Consider the following 16,288-nt stretch of genomic DNA (forward strand, 5'->3'; position numbering starts at 1 on the left):
GTTCTACTTACGCTCTGTAACAGCGCCTTTTTCCACTAAGAATACCGGACGATAGGAAAGCTTTGCCTTCCGAAGTCCTTCTGCCCCGGTATCCTCCTCCCGGTTCACGTACTGGTAATTCTGGCACTCATGTTCCACGAACTGCTGATTGATCATTGGGTAGGCCCCCTGAATATCTGCATATGCCTTCTCAATATGAACTACAAAGGTATCAGAGCAGACCGGTTCTCCCAGCGTAAAGGCCACGACTTCTCCGTCTACTCTAAGAACTCCGCCTTTTAGCTCCAGCTCTTCAAATAAGCGCAGAGCATTTAAGGTTACACAGATTTCACCACGTTTTTCCGGATCCTCTTCACATCCATTCTCATTTCTCCAGCGAAGTGCCATTTGGAAACAGTCTTCCAGATTATCCTTTGTCATGCTTTCATAAACCCAACGCCCCTCATAATTAGCCTTGAACTTGTTGATATGATTTCGCTTTCCATGAAGCTTTTTCCCAGACAACGTAGCAAGCTTCTCGGCTTCATAGACGTAATCTGCCAGATCTCTGTTATATTCAATCTGGAAGCGCCCCGGATACCATTCTTCCAACTGCGCAAACTGATCCGGCGTTACATTGTACATAGAAAATGGACACCCATGCTCTTTGCTGTATTCCATCAGTATTTCCAGAACTTTTTTAACCTTATCCGGTTCTCCTGCCGGATAAGCAAATGAAAGATGTTCTTCATTCTCGCTTTTAAAAACCAGAACGTCTTCGATCACTGCCCATTTCACCGGGTACTGTCTGGACCAGAGATAAACATTAACGAACGTCCGCTCACAGCTTCGACTGGTATGATGATTCAGATATTCTGATATCATTTCTTTATCTTCTAATTCTGCGCGTTTAAACTGTATTTTTTCCATATTATCCCTTCTTTGATTTTTGATTTCCGTGTTTTCGTTTTCTTCTTCTCATCACCAGGCGCACAATTCCCACAACCAGGAGAATCAGCGCCAGGATCACTCCATAAAGGATCCATGCAAATTTATTTGGATGCTTCAAAAGATCTATAATATTGCGGCTGTCATCCATTTCTTTTCTTCCTTCTGCTTTCTCATAATAAGAAGGAACTTCTGAAATTCCTTCTTCATTTGGCTGGAAGGATTCCAGGTAAGACGCCAGTGCATACCATTCCTTGACTTCTGCCCCATTCTGATCATGGATAATGTGATCCTCAAAATCAGTAATCACTTCTCCATTTTTATCCTTTGGCGTAATCTTAAGAAGTCCCATGGAACTATCCTCTACTGCCCCCAGCATCTGTGCAGAGTAAAGGCCTGCCACTACACGGTATAGCTGATCATCTTTGACCTCTTCCGTTTTCTTTTCTTCCGTATATGGTACATTCGTCACCAATTCTACATCCGTTACGCGGTTTAACAGCATCCGATTCGGATTATAAGTCCAGCGCAGTCCACTTGGATACAGCTGAGCCGTCGTCATAATCGGCGAGATGGACACGTCAATCTCAGCGGCCGTCTTCAGTTCTTCTCCTGTCAGATATACGCTTACCAGAGGATATCCTGGGATCCGGTCTGCTCCGATTCCCAGAGAACTGACGTTGAATGCATCTGCCACCGTCACCTCCCCTTTCTGGAAGGTATCTCTGATCACACCGGAAGGCGATACGGTAACATCCACCTTCTCGTAATCCTCTCCCTCTGCCTGCTGCACTGCATAAACATACGAATCTGCAATCAGACTTCCCAGCGGATCTTCTTCATGTTCCAGTGCAAATTCATCCATCTGCGTAAAGGACACCGGATTTTCTGCCAGCACCTGATCAAAGGTATACCCAAACTGTTTCAGATACTCTTCATTCACCTCCTGCTTATACTTCTCAAGCTGAGCAGTTACTTCCGTATCTTCTTCCACTTTTTCATCTAATGGATTCAAGTGGTACTTCTCAAGCTCCCATCTGCCATCTTCTTTCTGCGTCAGTTGAAGCTCTCCTAAGTTCTCGCAGTAAGACCCTGCTGATACAATATAAGTATCTCCATGACGTATCACCTCATCAAGCTTTGTATGGGTATGTCCGCTGATAATCACGTCAATCTCAGGAACCTCTTTGGCAAGAATCTCATCTTCTGATTTTTCTTTCTTTTCACTGGTTCCACTGTGAGATAAACAAACGATCAGATCTGCCTTTTCTTTCCTTAGCTTCTCTGTCATCTCCTTTGATATCTCTACAATATCTTCAAATTCTAAACCGCTTTCCGGCGCACATTCTTCTGCATCCTGACCCAGAATTCCATAGACACCCACTCGAATTCCATCCCGCTCAATTACAGTATAAGGTGTGCTTCCGTACTCATCCAATGCAGCTTTAACTTTCTTGTTATCTTCTGAATTGTTTTTTTCCCAATCAATATTTGCACTGACCAGCGCTGGAAGATGAAGCTTCTCATCTTCCGATGCATTTTCTACTGCTGAATGCAGCATATTTGCCACACCTTCACTGCGGTAATCAAATTCATGATTTCCCAAGGTTACGGCATCGTACCCCAGTCTCCCCATCATGGTTAATTCCGGGGCTTCCGTCTCATAGATGGTCTGGTAGAGTGTTCCCATAGCGAAATCCCCTCCATCCACCAGAAAAGTAGCCGGATGCTCTGCACGCTTCTTATCAAGCATGGTTTTTAATTTTGCAAATCCACCGATTCGAACAGTCTGTTCCTCTTTTTTTGCCTTATATGCATCCAAATGGGAATGCATATCATGTGTAAACAGAATCTGCACTTCTTTTCCTTCTTCCTGTTTTCCCTTACTTCCTTCGTCCGCCACTGCAGATGCTACGCACAAGGAACACTGCATCATAACAACCAGCATGGCGGCCATCATTCTTTTTCTAAAATTCATCGTTGTTCTCCCCATTTTTCACGAACGCCATCACATCAGATGACTCTGAAACTATAGCACGAACGCCATCACATCAGATGGCTCGAAAGCTATAGCACGAACGCCATCACATCAGATGGCTCAAAAGAGCCATCTGATGTGATGTTCGTTTGACTCACATGCCAGTGTAAACAGTGTCAGGACGATTGCAAATGAATTTGCCTCGTCCTGACACTGTTTACACTGGCGCGTTCGTGCTATTCGTTCATATTTGCCAGCTTGGCTGCCTGGTCGGCAGCGATACAAGCGTCAATGATCTCCTGAATATCGCCATTCATAATCTTATCTAATTTGTATAAGGTCAGTCCAATCCGGTGATCCGTTACACGTCCCTGCGGGAAATTGTAGGTACGGATTTTTTCAGAACGGTCTCCTGTACCGATCTGACTCTTTCTGGCCTCTGCTTCTGCATCATGGCGCTTCTGACACTCTAGGTCATACAGTTTTGCCCGCAAAAGCGCAAATGCTTTTTCTTTATTCTGAAGCTGTGACTTCTCTGTCTGGCTGTAAATGACAATGCCCGTCGGATAGTGTGTCAGACGCACTGCAGAATCTGTTGTATTGACGCACTGTCCTCCGTTACCGGACGCACGCATGACATCGATACGAATGTCTTTTTCATCAATCTGAACATCCACATCCTCTGCTTCCGGCATTACTGCAACCGTAATCGTAGACGTATGAATTCGTCCTCCAGATTCTGTCTCAGGCACACGCTGCACACGATGAACACCAGACTCATATTTCATTACAGAGTATGCCCCCTGACCATTGATCATAAACGTCACGTTTTTCATTCCGCCGATTCCGATCTCTTCACACTCTACCAACTCTACCTTCCAGCGTCTGCTTTCTGCGTAGTGCAGATACATTCTGTATATTTCTGCTGCAAACAAAGCCGCCTCATCCCCGCCGGCTCCGGCACGGATCTCAACCACGACGTTCTTATCATCGTTCGGATCCTTTGGAAGAAGCAGAATCTTCAGTTCATGTTCTAATTCTTCTACTCTTGCTTTGGATGTATTCAATTCTTCCTTTGCAAGCTCCCGCATCTCTTCATCTGACTCTTCGTCCAGCATCTGAAGGCTGTCCTCGATTGCCTGCTTACATTCTTTGTATTCTTTATATGCTTCTACAATAGGGGTCAGTTCATTCTGCTCTTTCATCAGTTTGCGAAACCGGTTCTGGTCATTTGCAACGTCCGGTTCCTGCAGCTCACTTAAGATTTCTTCCAGTCGAACGAGCAGATCCTCTAATTTGTCAAACATCTTATTTCCTCCTCAATCATATACTCTTTCAAGCACTATTCTTTATTGTACATGCCCATGACCACTCGGTCAAGTCCTGCCAGATCCTTTTTTACCATTATCTGGCTATATCCGGCCTCTTCCATAAGTCCTGCCACTGCTTTGCCCTGATCATGTCCGATCTCGAACAGCAGTCTTCCTCCCAGCCTTAAATATCTGGTACTTTCCTTGATTATTTTTCGATAAAAGTAAAGACCGTCCGCCTTTCCATCCAGCGCAATCATAGGATCGAAAAGACGCACTTCCGCCTGCAGCTTCTCAATTTCCTCCGTTGGAATATACGGGGGATTGGAAACAATCATATCATAATTCCCCGTAATCTCGGAAAACAAATCACTGTGTACAAGGCATACCCCCGGTACATCCAAGCGCTTTGCATTCTCCTTTGCCACTTTTAACGCCTGATCCGAAATATCACACCCTGTCCCCGCCACTTCCGGGAACAACTTTAGAAGGCTTAAAAGGATGCAGCCAGATCCGGTACATACATCGAGAAGTCTCATCCCCGGCTTCAGATATTTGGATGCTTCTTCTACTAGAATTTCCGTATCCTGCCTTGGGATCAGCACATGCTCGTTGACGAAAAAGGGATATCCCATAAAGTACTGTTCCCCAGTCAAATGTTGAAGCGGAATTCTCTGCTGCCTGCGGGCAATCAACTCCTGATACTTTTCTTCCTGATCTTCATCCATTTCCTGATCCGGATGTCCCAGATAATAAGCTCTGCTTACACCAGTCACATGTTCCAACAGGTACCATGCATCCAGCTTCGCGTCTGGAACTCCTGCTTCCTGAAGCTTCCTGGCACCTTCTCTATAGCTCTTCTCCAACGTGAAAATTTTCTGCCTCATAAGTTCTCCAATCAAATACTGCTTCTACTGCCTGAATCGCAACCTCAATCATACTATCATCCGGTTCTTTGGTCGTTATCTTCTGGATCGCAAGACCTGGTTTGCTAAAAAAATTAATCACTGCATTATCACTTCTGCCTGCCAGCTTCAGAACTTCATAAGAAATTCCCGCAATCACCGGGAGAAGCGCAATCCTTACAACAACCCTCATAAGAGGGGATTCCACCTGAACGATCATCAACAAAAGGATACTGATCGCCAATACGAAAAACAGGAAGCTCGTTCCGCAGCGCTTGTGCTGTCTGGAACTGATCCGGACATTTTCTACCGTAAGCGAGAGGCCATGCTCAATACAATTGATACATTTATGCTCGGCTCCGTGATACATAAATGTCCGCTGAATATCTTCCATTCTGGAAATCAACAATACATACAAAATAAAAATTGTAATCCGAACAAACCCTTCTATCACTGTTCTTGTCTGATAAGATGGGATCAGTGGCTTCAGCAGGGATGACAAAATGTAAGGCAAAACCATAAAAATCGCCACAGCAGCCACAATGGAAAATGCCACAGCACCTCCCATCATCCATTTTTCCTTCTTTTCCTTTTTTGCCGTCTCTTCTTCTGTCAGTTCCTTTTCCTCTTCTTCCTCATCATAGAAACTGGCAGAGTACGTCAGCGTCTTAATTCCGAGCACCATCGAATCCACAAAATTAAACATTCCCCGGACAAAAGGAATTTTGGTAAGCCCCTCCAGTTTCCCGGTAATACTTCGATAAGTATTCTTCGTTACACAGATCTCTCCGTCCGGTTTTCTGACTGCCACGGAATATTCATTTCCATGCTTCATCATAATTCCTTCCAGTACCGCCTGACCGCCTATATTTGATGATTTCATATCCTACTCCTTGTGAATACAAAGAGGGTTGAGATTATACAACCTCAACCCCCGGTACTTGCAAAACTTATTTACCCATTCCGTATTTCTTATTGAACTTATCAACACGACCACGAGCCTGAGCTGCTTTCTGCTGTCCTGTGTAGAATGGATGACACTTAGAACAGATTTCCACGTGGATATCCTCGTTTGTAGAACCTGTTACGAATGTGTTCCCACAGTTGCATGTTACAGTTGCCTGATAGTAATTTGGATGTATTCCTTCTTTCATGATTTTCACCTCTTCTTTATTTAGTCGCACGCATGGAGCGCAATAAATTTTTCGTTTTCTAAACAGCTTTGTTATTGTAACACAAAAAACGTACCTTGTCTAGATGCATTTTGTCTTTTTTACTAACTGAATCAGTTCTGTATTGTTCTTGGTTCTGCTGAACATATTCAGAATGTTGTCCACCGCTTCTTCCGAACGCATTCCATTGAGTGCACGCCGCATATGATCCACGGCCTCCTGCTCATCTTTTGTAAGCAGAAGATCTTCTCTTCTTGTTCCTGACTTCGGAATATCAATAGCCGGAAATACCCGTTTCTCTGACAGCTTCCGATCCAGTACAAGCTCCATATTACCGGTTCCCTTAAACTCCTCATAAATCACATCATCCATCTTGCTTCCGGTATCTACCAACGCAGATGCAAGGATGGTCAGGCTTCCGCCTCCGCGCATATTTCTCGCTGCACCAAAGAATCGCTTCGGCATATGAAGCGCTGCCGGATCAAGACCACCGGAGAGCGTTCTTCCTGACGGCGGAACGGTCAGGTTATAAGCTCTTGCCAGTCTGGTAATGCTATCGAGCAGAATCATTACATCTTTCTTATGTTCCACTAGGCGTTTTGCACGCTCAATCACCATCTCCGATACTCTTTTATGATGTTCCGGCAATTCATCAAAGGTAGAATAGATTACTTCTACATTCTCTCCTTCAATGGTCTCTTTTATATCTGTCACCTCTTCCGGTCGCTCATCAATCAGCAGAATCAACAGGTGAATCTCCGGATTGTTCTTTCTTACCGACAGTGCAATCTGTTTTAACAGCGTCGTCTTACCTGCCTTCGGCGGAGATACGATCATACCTCTCTGTCCCTTTCCTATCGGAGACAGCAGATCTACAATCCGCATAGCGGTACTTGTCCTGCCGCATTCCATCCGAAGTCTCTCATCCGGGAAAATTGGTGTCATATCTTCAAAGTTCTTCCGATGCATCACTTTCATCGGATCTTCATCGTTGATCTTTGTCAGGTATAACAATGCGCTGAACTTCTCCTGCTGTGTCTTGATTCTGGTATTTCCTTTCAGAATATCTCCAGTCTTCAGATTGAATTTGCGAATCTGCGACGGTGATACATAGACATCATTATCTCCCGGAAGATAGTTCGCGCTTCGGATAAATCCATATCCATCCGGCAGAACCTCCAGAATTCCTTCTACTACAATTCCGCTGTCCAATTTATCAATATCGTGAAGTTCTTTGTCACCGGTATTGGCTGATAATTCTTTTACCTTGTCCCTTGCCGACTGCTTTTCCTTCTCGTCTTCTGCAAGCATAAGTTCAACCAACTCCGCCTTTTTCATGGTGGATATTCCTTTCAAACCTCTTGCCTTCCCCAACTCTTTTAAGGTTGCCAAAGGAAGGGATTCATACTTTTCTCTCATCATATTTTTGTGACCTTTCATATTATATTATCATCATTAACGGGAATTTCAGCCTGATTCAGCCTGAATTGAACTATATTATTCTATATTATACTATAGTCCTTCCAATTTTGAAAGTATTTTTTATGATGAGAACCTTTCTGCTTTTTATAAAATCAGCTTTGCAGCCCCACAGATTCCCGCATCATTTCCCAGCGTAGCTAATACGAATTTCGTTCCTGCATTGGCGAAAAATTCTCTTTCTTTAAAAGCTTTTTCTACATATTTCAGAAGAATCTCTCCCGCTTTTGATACGCCGCCGCCAATTACAATCACAGACGGATCTACAATCACGGCCACATTAGCCATCGCGTGACCTAAGTACTGTCCGAATTCTTTCACGATCTCTTCTGCAACAACGTCTCCTTCTTTCAACGCATCAAAAACCGCTTTGGCGCTTACTTCACCTTCTCTTAAAAAAGACGGCGCTTCATCTTTTGCAAGACGTTCCTTGGCAAGTCTTACGATACCCGTAGCTGATGCATACTGCTCCAGACAGCCCTTTTTCCCACAGCCGCAGGAAATCGTCTCCTTCTCATTTACACAGATATGACCGATCTCGCCTCCTGCACCATGTGCTCCTACAACTGGTTTGCCATTAATGATAACGCCGCCGCCAACACCGGTTCCCAGCGTTACCATCACCATATTCTTCTGACCCTTTCCAGCTCCCAGCCACATCTCACCAAGCGCAGCTACATTGGCATCATTGCCAACCTTCACCCTTTGGCCGGTCAGTTCTTCCAGTTCTTTTTTCACTTCTTTATATCCCCAGCCAAGATTTGCTGTGTTTTTTACAATTCCGTCACTTCCTACCGGTGCCGGCACCCCCACTCCGATTCCGGACATCTGCAGCTCCTTGATCTTCTTTTCTTCCATCTTCTCCTGCAAAGATCTGGCAATGTCAGGCAGAATTGCCTCGCCGCCATTTTCGGTACGGGTTTTTATTTCCCATTTATCCAACAGATCCCCTTCTGTTGTAAACAGCCCCATCTTTACCGTTGTTCCTCCAATATCAACACCAAAACAATATTTCATCTTTTTCTTCTCCTTTTATTTTCTTGCCAGATTCTGCTGTACACGTTTGTATAATTCCTGTGCCGCATTATATCCCATCTTCTTCTGTCTGTGATTGATCGCAGCCGTCTCTACAATAATTGCAAGATTTCGTCCCGGACGAATCGGGAGCTGATGGCATACCACCTTATTTCCCAAAAATTCCGTATACTCTTCTTCCAGTCCCAACCGGTCATATTCTTTCTCTTTGTTCCAGTCTTCCAGTGTGATTACCAGATCAATATTCTGCGTTTCCCGCACACTCTGCACACCGAACAGAGTCTTTACATCCACAATTCCAATGCCTCGAAGTTCAATGAAGTGACGAGTAATATCCGGCGCTGTTCCCACCAGTGTCTCATCGCTGACTTTGCGGATTTCCACCACATCGTCGCTGACAAGACGGTGACCTCTTTTGATCAGCTCCAACGCAGCCTCGCTCTTTCCGATGCCACTCTCTCCCATGATCAGCACGCCGACACCATATACATCTACCAACACACCGTGAATGGAAATGCACGGTGCAAGCTGGACATTCAACCAGCGGATTAATTCAGATGTAAATTCTGACGTCTTTTTCTCTGTAATAAACACCGGAACTCCTGCTTTTTCCGCCATCTTTAAGAACAACTCCTCCGGCGGAAGATTCCGGCAGAAAATAATACATGGGATCTGATAAGACAAAAGCGTACTGTAAATCTCCTCTTTCTTATCGTCTGCCATCTTCTCTAAAAAGGTATACTCTACATATCCAATAATCTGAACCCGTTCGCAGTCAAAATGCTCAAAATAACCCGACAGCTGCAAAGCCGGACGATTGACATCCGGTACCTCAATTCGTTTCTTTGCCATATCCACGTCCGGCGTAAGGTTCTTCAAGTTCATTCTCTCTACCATTTCTTTTAATTTTACATCATTTGCCATATCATTTCCTCTCCTCTAAGCCGCTTTTTCCCTGTTTCTGATCACTGTTTTTCATTATACCACGAGCGCAGAAAAGGAAGCACCCGCAAAGGTATTTACTTTTCAAGCCGTGGATTGCATATAATGCAATCATTATACCACATCAGTGAAAAAAGTTATAGACATCCCTCGCTGATTTTTCATTCATGGATGGCAGCTTTTTCAGCTCTTCTACCGTCGCACTGCGAATCTGATCCAGGTTTTCAAAGTGGCGCATCAGGTCTTTTCGTCTGGCCGGACCGACACCCGGAATATCATCCAATATCGAATGAACCTGTACCTGACTTCTTAAATTCCTATGGAAAGTAATCGCAAATCTGTGCGCCTCATCCTGAATCCTGGTAATCAGCTTAAATGCTTCGGAATCCCTTCGGATGGGAATTTCCTGATTTTGGAAATACAGCCCCCTTGTACGATGATTATCATCCTTTACCATTCCGCAGACCGGAATCGGAAGGCGAAGCCTTTCCAGCACTGACAGTGCAATGTTAACCTGTCCTTTTCCTCCATCCATCAGGATCAAATCCGGGAAGGCGGTAAATCCATCCTTCTCTTTTCCTTCCTCCCTTTCCCTAAGGCCATGTTCAAACCTCCTGGTCAGGACTTCATTCATACTTGCATAGTCATCCGGTCCCTGCACACTTTTAATCTTAAATTTCCGGTAATCGTTGCGTTTCGGTTTTCCTTTCTCGTAGACCACCATAGAACCGACTGATGCAAATCCGCTGGTGTTGGAAATATCAAACGCTTCCATCCGTACCAGTCCCGAAAGCCCCAAAAGCTTCTCCAGTTCTTTTACTGCACCAATGGTTCTACCTTCTTCTCGTTTCAGGCGCTCTTTGTCTGTACTAAGCACAAGTGCCGCATTCTTCGCCGCCAATTCTACCAATTTTTCCTTGCTTCCTTTTTGGGGAATCCGAAAGTGAACCTTATGACCTCTGCGTTCTGAGAGCCAGGCTTCCAGCACTTCCTGATCTTCTACCTTCTCCGGCAGCATCAGTTCGGAAGGAATGTACGGGGTACCCGCATAGAACTGTTTAATAAAGCTGGAAAGAATCTCTCCCGGAAGATCTCCCTTTGCTATTTTTAAATAAAAATGATCTCGTCCGATCAGTCTTCCCCCGCGGATAAAGAATACCTGTACCACAGCATCTTCCTCTTCTGTTGCAACCGCCAGTATATCCCTGTCTTCTCCTGCCGTATCGGTAATCTTCTGCTTCTGTGCAATCTTTTGAACACTGGACAACAACTCCCGATATTCAATTGCTTTCTCAAATTCTAACGCCTCGGATGCCGCCTGCATCTTCTCCTCTAAACTTTTCAGGATTCCATCATAATTCCCCCCCAGGAAACTAAGCACTTCCCGGACGGATTCTCGATATGCTTCCTCTGAAACATATCCCTGACACGGAGCCTCACACTGGTGAATATGATAATTCAGGCAAGGCCTCTCTTTCCCAATATCCCGTGGAAGCCTGCGGCTGCAGGTTCTAATATGATACAGCTTGTGAATCAGATCGATGGTATCCTTCACTGCTCCTGCACTGGTATAAGGCCCGAAGTACTTTGCTTTGTCCTTCACCATTTTCCTTGCCATCAATACCCGTGGATAAGGTTCATCCACCGTCACCTTGATAAATGGATAGGATTTGTCATCCATCAACATCGTATTGTATTTGGGCCGGTGTTCTTTAATCAGATTACATTCCAATACCAGAGCTTCCAGTTCTGAGTCCGTCACAATATACTCAAACCGCGTGATATGTGTCACCATCTGTTCAATCTTAACCCCTTTATTTCGGCTGCTCTGAAAGTACTGCCTTACCCGGTTTTTCAGACTGATGGCTTTCCCAACGTAAATAATTTCATCCTTCTCACCATGCATCAGATAGACTCCCGGTTTTCCCGGAAGTTTTTTTAATTCCTCCTGTATATCAAACATACGCTCTCCTTCTTATGTTCACAGCAGACTGGTTTTCCCCTGTCGCATCTTGTTCGATTATTTTACCACATACTTAGAAAAAATGAAAAGAAGAAAGTCCAGATACAAAACAATAAAAAGAGAGACAACTGGATTTCCAATCATTCCGATCTTCTCTCCTTGTGTCTCTCTTTCTTATTATCCCTCCAGCTCTTCTGGCTCTACTGGATTCATCGCAATCCGCTCTTCCTGCTTTGCTTCCGTATCTGGTGTAATTCCTTCCACCTCATGGAAGATTTCCATAAATTCCTTTCCGGTAATGGTTTCTTTCTCAATCAGAAATGCCGCAATTTTATCCAATGATGTCCGGTGTTCCCTCAACATCCGTTTTGCTTCTTCATATGCGGCTTTTAGCATTACCATAACTTCCTGATCGATCTCTGAAGCAGTCTCCTGTCCACAGTTGCTGACCGGTCTTCCGTCCAGGTATCGGTTCTGAATTGATTCCAGGCCAATCAAGCCAAACTTCTCACTCATACCGTACTGTGTAATCATTGCACGGGCAACACTGGTCGCCTTCTCAATGTCATTGGCCGCCCCGGTCGTCACCGTATCAAATACAACTTCTTCTGCCGCACGTCCTGCCAGCATACCAACCAGCATTGCCTGCAGCTCCTTCTTGGTATTCAGGAACTTTTCTTCCTCCGGTGTCTGCATTACATAACCAAGAGCCCCCATGGTTCTTGGAACAATCGTAATCTTCTGTACCGGCTCTGCATCCTTCTGAAGAGCGCTCACCAGCGCATGTCCCACTTCATGGTAGGAGACGATTCTTCTCTCCTCCTGACTCATAATACGGTCCTTCTTCTCTTTTCCAACCAGAACCACTTCCACGGCTTCAAAAAGATCGGCCTGTGAAACTGCCTTTCTTCCGTGTTTTACCGCATTAATAGCAGCTTCATTGATCATATTGGCAAGATCAGATCCTACCGCTCCGGAAGTTGCCAGTGCGATCGCCTCCAGATCAACCGTCTCATCCATACGCACGTCTTTTGAGTGCACCTTTAAGACATCAACTCTTCCCTTCAGATCCGGCTTTTCCACTACAATTCTTCGGTCAAATCGTCCCGGACGCAAAAGCGCAGGATCCAGAATTTCCGGACGGTTGGTCGCTGCCAGAAGAACCAGTCCCTTATTGCTTTCAAATCCATCCATCTCTGCCAGAAGCTGATTCAAAGTCTGTTCCCTCTCATCATTGCTTCCCATCTGATTGTCCCTGCTTTTTCCAATGGCATCGATCTCGTCAATAAAGATAATACATGGAGCCATCTGCTGTGCCTGCTTGAACAGATCACGCACTCTGGATGCTCCGACTCCAACATACATCTCTACGAATGCCGAACCACTTAAAGAGAAGAACGGCACCTTCGCCTCTCCTGCAACCGCCTTGGCAAGAAGCGTCTTACCAGTTCCCGGAGGCCCCACCAAAAGCGCACCTTTTGGAAGTTTCGCTCCAACGCTCGTATATTTGCCCGGATTATGCAGGAAATCCACTACTTCCTGCAGCGATTCTTTTGCCTCGTCCTGACCTGCTACGTCCTTAAATGTTACGCCTGTCGATTTTTCCACATACATCTTGGCATTACTCTTTCCAACGCCCATCATGCCTCCGCCTTTGGACATCTTTCTCGTCATCCATACGATCATTCCCACCAAAAGCGCAATCGGAAGGAAGGTGGCAACTAACTGCCAGATCACAGCCGATGTTGTATCAGGAATCTCCTGGCTGTATTTTACTCCAGCTCTGTTCAGAGTCTCCGGCAGCTTCTCATCATTCACTACACCGGTATAATATTTCCTGGATGGCTGTTCCTTTCCATCTTTATCCTTCATTTCTTTTGTCTTAATCAGGATTTTATCATTTTCAATTTCAACTTCTTCTACATGTCCTGTCTTTACCAAACGCAGGAATTTATCATAACTGATTTCCTTTTCTGCTCCGCTGCCCTGGAATTGATACAGTGCTAACACCAGAATACTGGTAATTACAGCAACCAGAATCACAAATGAAAAGCCCTGCTTATTATTTTTATTATTTGGATTCGGCTTGTTCTTATTATTTTGATTGTCCATCTTACTCCTCCTGTACCTCCTCTTATATCTTCTTATATATAGAGGATACCTTATCATTATACGAACCCCTTTTCTGGAAATCAATAAAAACATTATGAAAAGATTGTAAACAACCTATATCCTGTAGTATACTTGAGAGGATAGTGTTTATACTACCATAAAGACGATTAACCTAATTCAAACAAGAGGAGTACATATGAAAAAAGGATTTGACAACGAAAAATATCTTCAAATGCAATCTTCCCACATCCGGGAGCGTATCAATCAGTTTGATAACAAACTGTACCTGGAATTTGGCGGAAAGCTATTTGACGACTATCATGCATCCCGTGTCCTTCCTGGATTCCAGCCGGACAGCAAGCTTCGGATGCTTAAGCAACTGGCAGACCAAGCTGAGATTATCATTGTAATCAGCGCCGAAGATATTGAAAAGAATAAGATCCGCGGCGACCTTGGCATCACGTATGATTCTGATGTCCTCCGCCTGATGGATGTTTACCGCGAACACGGCCTGTATGTAGGCAGTGTCGTAATTACCAAATACAGCGGACAGGAGTCCGCAACACTGTTTAAAAACCGTCTGGAAAAACTCGGAATCCGGGTATACCGCCACTATGTGATCCCTGGATATCCATCCAATGTTCCGCTGATTGTCAGCGAAGACGGTTATGGAAAAAATGACTATATCGAAACCTCCCGCCCTCTGGTTGTAATAACCGCACCTGGTCCGGGAAGCGGAAAAATGGCCGTATGCCTTTCCCAGCTCTACCATGAGCACAAGCGCGGAATCAGCGCTGGATATGCCAAATTCGAGACTTTCCCAATCTGGAATATCCCATTGAAGCACCCGGTCAACTTAGCTTATGAAGCGGCAACTGCCGACTTAAACGACGTCAACATGATCGATCCGTTCCACTTGGAAGCTTACGGAAAGACAACCGTCAACTATAACCGCGACGTAGAAATCTTCCCTGTATTAAACGCAATGTTCCAGCGCATTTACGGTGAGAGTCCCTACAAGTCACCAACAGATATGGGGGTAAATATGGCCGGCAACTGCATCTGCGACAATGATGCATGTATAGAAGCATCCTGTCAAGAGATTATCCGCCGCTATTACGATTCTCTTCGCAGACTCTTAATCGGCGCATGTTCGGATGCTGAAGTGGATAAGATTGAGATGCTGATGAATCAAGTTGGCGTTACCGTTCACGACCGCCCGGTTGTAGACGCCGCATTAAACAGAGAAAAAGAAACTGGAGCGCCAGCCGCTGCACTTCAGCTTCACGATGGTCGGATTGTCACCGGAAAGACCAGCAATCTGCTGGGCGCATCTGCCGCTCTCCTTCTGAACGCATTGAAGGAACTGGCAGAAATCCCGCACGAATGCCATGTCATCTCCCCGGAAGCAATCGAGCCAATTCAGAAATTAAAGACCCAGTATCTGGGAAGCAAGAACCCGCGCCTTCACACCGATGAGGTCTTGATTGCCCTCTCTGTCAGCGCCGCTACTAATGAAACCGCTCAGCTTGCGCTGAATCAGCTGCCAAAGCTGAAGGGCTGTCAGGCACACACCTCCGTGATGGTCGGATCCGTAGATATGAAACAATTCAAAAAGTTATCCATACAGGCAACCTTTGAAGCCAAATATGAGAAGGATGCTGCCCTTTAATACTGCTTTATGCCTTTCGTATTGTCAGAAAGACGATCAGCAGTAACAGGCAGCAAATCCAGACACTATATACTCCAAAGATTCCACAAAGCAGGGCTCCAAGAATAGCTCCTACGATAAAAATCCCTATGATTCCAAAGTAGTGAGCCGCTTGGATCCCTGCTTTGTCTTCTTTATTAATCAAAAAACGGAATAATTTTTCCGTTCCGGAACGCAAGTTTCCTGTGCACATGGTTGTTGCATAGGGCAGACTTTTCATCGTTCGGAAACTGTTCACCTGCAGTGAGCACACAAATGAAATGGTAATGTTTACCGCTGCGTCAGGTACACTTTGTGGAACGAATCCAACAATCAGAATCAAAATCATCTCAATCGCGATAATCCAGTGCTCCAGCCTCCCCATTTCCCGCATAGCTCCATACTTTTTTATCACCTCTGTCACAAATACGCCCAGCGCAAATGCTGCAATCGGGATCAGATAATAGACCGCCTTCTCTATATTCCCCTCTGCAATTTTCAGACCAAGCAGTACCATATTTCCCGTCTGGGCATTTGCAAATACCCCTCCTCGCATCAAATATGTATAGGCATCTAAGAATCCGCCCACCAAAGCAAGAAGCGCCGCCACACGGAACGTTTCGTGAACCGGGATCGCCAGACGATCCCGGATTCTCTGCCCCTTTATCCTTCTACCTGGCTGCTCTTTTCGTATCTGTTGTTCTTCCTTTTTTTCTTCCTTCATTTTCGTCTTCATCCCCCTGCTGTCTTTTTTCTCTTGTATATTAGAAACTAT

General features: G+C 45.0%; 13 protein-coding genes. 1 reads left to right on the forward strand and 12 read right to left on the reverse strand.

Translation table 11 applies throughout. From position 1 onward, the window contains the following. Positions 1-3: 3 nt before the first annotated feature. The 11 genes from WKT00_RS04590 to ftsH form a co-directional block, all read right to left on the reverse strand. Positions 4-909 carry a DUF2156 domain-containing protein gene (locus tag WKT00_RS04590; protein WP_101695535.1) on the reverse strand — a complete coding sequence of 302 codons (906 nt, stop codon included), beginning with the start codon at positions 907-909 and terminating at the stop codon, positions 4-6. 1 nt (position 910) lies between these two features. Further along, positions 911-2,905 carry a bifunctional metallophosphatase/5'-nucleotidase gene (locus tag WKT00_RS04595; protein WP_101695536.1) on the reverse strand — a complete coding sequence of 665 codons (1,995 nt, stop codon included), beginning with the start codon at positions 2,903-2,905 and terminating at the stop codon, positions 911-913. A gap of 236 nt (positions 2,906-3,141) precedes the next feature. Beyond that, positions 3,142-4,212 (reverse strand): peptide chain release factor 1, encoded by a 1,071-nt coding sequence (gene prfA, locus WKT00_RS04600; protein WP_101695537.1) that lies wholly within the window; start codon positions 4,210-4,212, stop codon positions 3,142-3,144. A 35-nt stretch (positions 4,213-4,247) separates the two neighbouring features. Then, positions 4,248-5,102: a peptide chain release factor N(5)-glutamine methyltransferase gene (gene prmC / locus WKT00_RS04605; protein WP_173814452.1), complete on the reverse strand. Its 855-nt coding sequence runs from the start codon at positions 5,100-5,102 to the stop codon at positions 4,248-4,250. Then, positions 5,065-6,003, reverse strand: coding sequence for a DUF1385 domain-containing protein (locus tag WKT00_RS04610; RefSeq protein WP_340261271.1), 939 nt, complete (start codon positions 6,001-6,003; stop codon positions 5,065-5,067). The genes prmC and WKT00_RS04610 overlap by 38 nt, the downstream gene beginning before the upstream one ends. Before the next feature lie 67 nt (positions 6,004-6,070). Then, positions 6,071-6,274, reverse strand: coding sequence for a 50S ribosomal protein L31 (gene rpmE, locus WKT00_RS04615; protein WP_101695540.1), 204 nt, complete (start codon positions 6,272-6,274; stop codon positions 6,071-6,073). A gap of 99 nt (positions 6,275-6,373) precedes the next feature. Next, a complete protein-coding gene (gene rho / locus WKT00_RS04620) occupies positions 6,374-7,711 on the reverse strand; it encodes a transcription termination factor Rho (protein ID WP_173814509.1) in 1,338 nt (445 codons plus the stop codon). Between the two features lie 147 nt (positions 7,712-7,858). After that, complete coding sequence (locus tag WKT00_RS04625) at positions 7,859-8,788, reverse strand: ROK family glucokinase (protein WP_173814453.1); 930 nt, start codon at positions 8,786-8,788, stop codon at positions 7,859-7,861. Positions 8,789-8,803: 15 nt separating this feature from the next. Beyond that, a complete protein-coding gene (gene hprK / locus WKT00_RS04630) occupies positions 8,804-9,730 on the reverse strand; it encodes an HPr(Ser) kinase/phosphatase (RefSeq protein WP_101695542.1) in 927 nt (308 codons plus the stop codon). 142 nt (positions 9,731-9,872) lie between these two features. Next, complete coding sequence (uvrC, locus tag WKT00_RS04635) at positions 9,873-11,711, reverse strand: excinuclease ABC subunit UvrC (protein ID WP_340261275.1); 1,839 nt, start codon at positions 11,709-11,711, stop codon at positions 9,873-9,875. Between the two features lie 177 nt (positions 11,712-11,888). Continuing rightward, positions 11,889-13,823, reverse strand: coding sequence for an ATP-dependent zinc metalloprotease FtsH (gene ftsH, locus WKT00_RS04640; RefSeq protein WP_101695544.1), 1,935 nt, complete (start codon positions 13,821-13,823; stop codon positions 11,889-11,891). A 196-nt stretch (positions 13,824-14,019) separates the two neighbouring features. On the opposite strand from ftsH, the gene WKT00_RS04645 reads away from it, so the two are divergent. Then, positions 14,020-15,495 carry a DUF1846 domain-containing protein gene (locus tag WKT00_RS04645; protein ID WP_101695545.1) on the forward strand — a complete coding sequence of 492 codons (1,476 nt, stop codon included), beginning with the start codon at positions 14,020-14,022 and terminating at the stop codon, positions 15,493-15,495. 7 nt (positions 15,496-15,502) lie between these two features. Here WKT00_RS04645 and WKT00_RS04650 read toward each other — a convergent pair whose 3' ends face one another. Then, positions 15,503-16,237 carry a YoaK family protein gene (locus WKT00_RS04650; RefSeq protein WP_340261279.1) on the reverse strand — a complete coding sequence of 245 codons (735 nt, stop codon included), beginning with the start codon at positions 16,235-16,237 and terminating at the stop codon, positions 15,503-15,505. Between the last annotated feature and the right edge of the window lie 51 nt (positions 16,238-16,288).

The organism is Dorea sp. ICN-14282 (assembly GCF_037890115.1).
Taxonomy (GTDB): Bacteria; Bacillota; Clostridia; order Lachnospirales; family Lachnospiraceae; genus Dorea_B; species Dorea_B phocaeensis.

What these genes read in the sequence shown, in the direction of transcription:
- WKT00_RS04590 (WP_101695535.1), bottom strand. Translation starts at nt 909, where the DNA reads ATGGAAAAAATACAGTTTAAACGCGCAGAATTAGAAGATAAAGAAATG.
- WKT00_RS04595 (WP_101695536.1), bottom strand. Translation starts at nt 2,905, where the DNA reads ATGAATTTTAGAAAAAGAATGATGGCCGCCATGCTGGTTGTTATGATG.
- prfA (WP_101695537.1), bottom strand. Translation starts at nt 4,212, where the DNA reads ATGTTTGACAAATTAGAGGATCTGCTCGTTCGACTGGAAGAAATCTTA.
- prmC (WP_173814452.1), bottom strand. Translation starts at nt 5,102, where the DNA reads ATGAGGCAGAAAATTTTCACGTTGGAGAAGAGCTATAGAGAAGGTGCC.
- WKT00_RS04610 (WP_340261271.1), bottom strand. Translation starts at nt 6,003, where the DNA reads ATGAAATCATCAAATATAGGCGGTCAGGCGGTACTGGAAGGAATTATG.
- rpmE (WP_101695540.1), bottom strand. Translation starts at nt 6,274, where the DNA reads ATGAAAGAAGGAATACATCCAAATTACTATCAGGCAACTGTAACATGC.
- rho (WP_173814509.1), bottom strand. Translation starts at nt 7,711, where the DNA reads ATGAGAGAAAAGTATGAATCCCTTCCTTTGGCAACCTTAAAAGAGTTG.
- WKT00_RS04625 (WP_173814453.1), bottom strand. Translation starts at nt 8,788, where the DNA reads ATGAAATATTGTTTTGGTGTTGATATTGGAGGAACAACGGTAAAGATG.
- hprK (WP_101695542.1), bottom strand. Translation starts at nt 9,730, where the DNA reads ATGGCAAATGATGTAAAATTAAAAGAAATGGTAGAGAGAATGAACTTG.
- uvrC (WP_340261275.1), bottom strand. Translation starts at nt 11,711, where the DNA reads ATGTTTGATATACAGGAGGAATTAAAAAAACTTCCGGGAAAACCGGGA.
- ftsH (WP_101695544.1), bottom strand. Translation starts at nt 13,823, where the DNA reads ATGGACAATCAAAATAATAAGAACAAGCCGAATCCAAATAATAAAAAT.
- WKT00_RS04645 (WP_101695545.1), top strand. Translation starts at nt 14,020, where the DNA reads ATGAAAAAAGGATTTGACAACGAAAAATATCTTCAAATGCAATCTTCC.
- WKT00_RS04650 (WP_340261279.1), bottom strand. Translation starts at nt 16,237, where the DNA reads ATGAAGGAAGAAAAAAAGGAAGAACAACAGATACGAAAAGAGCAGCCA.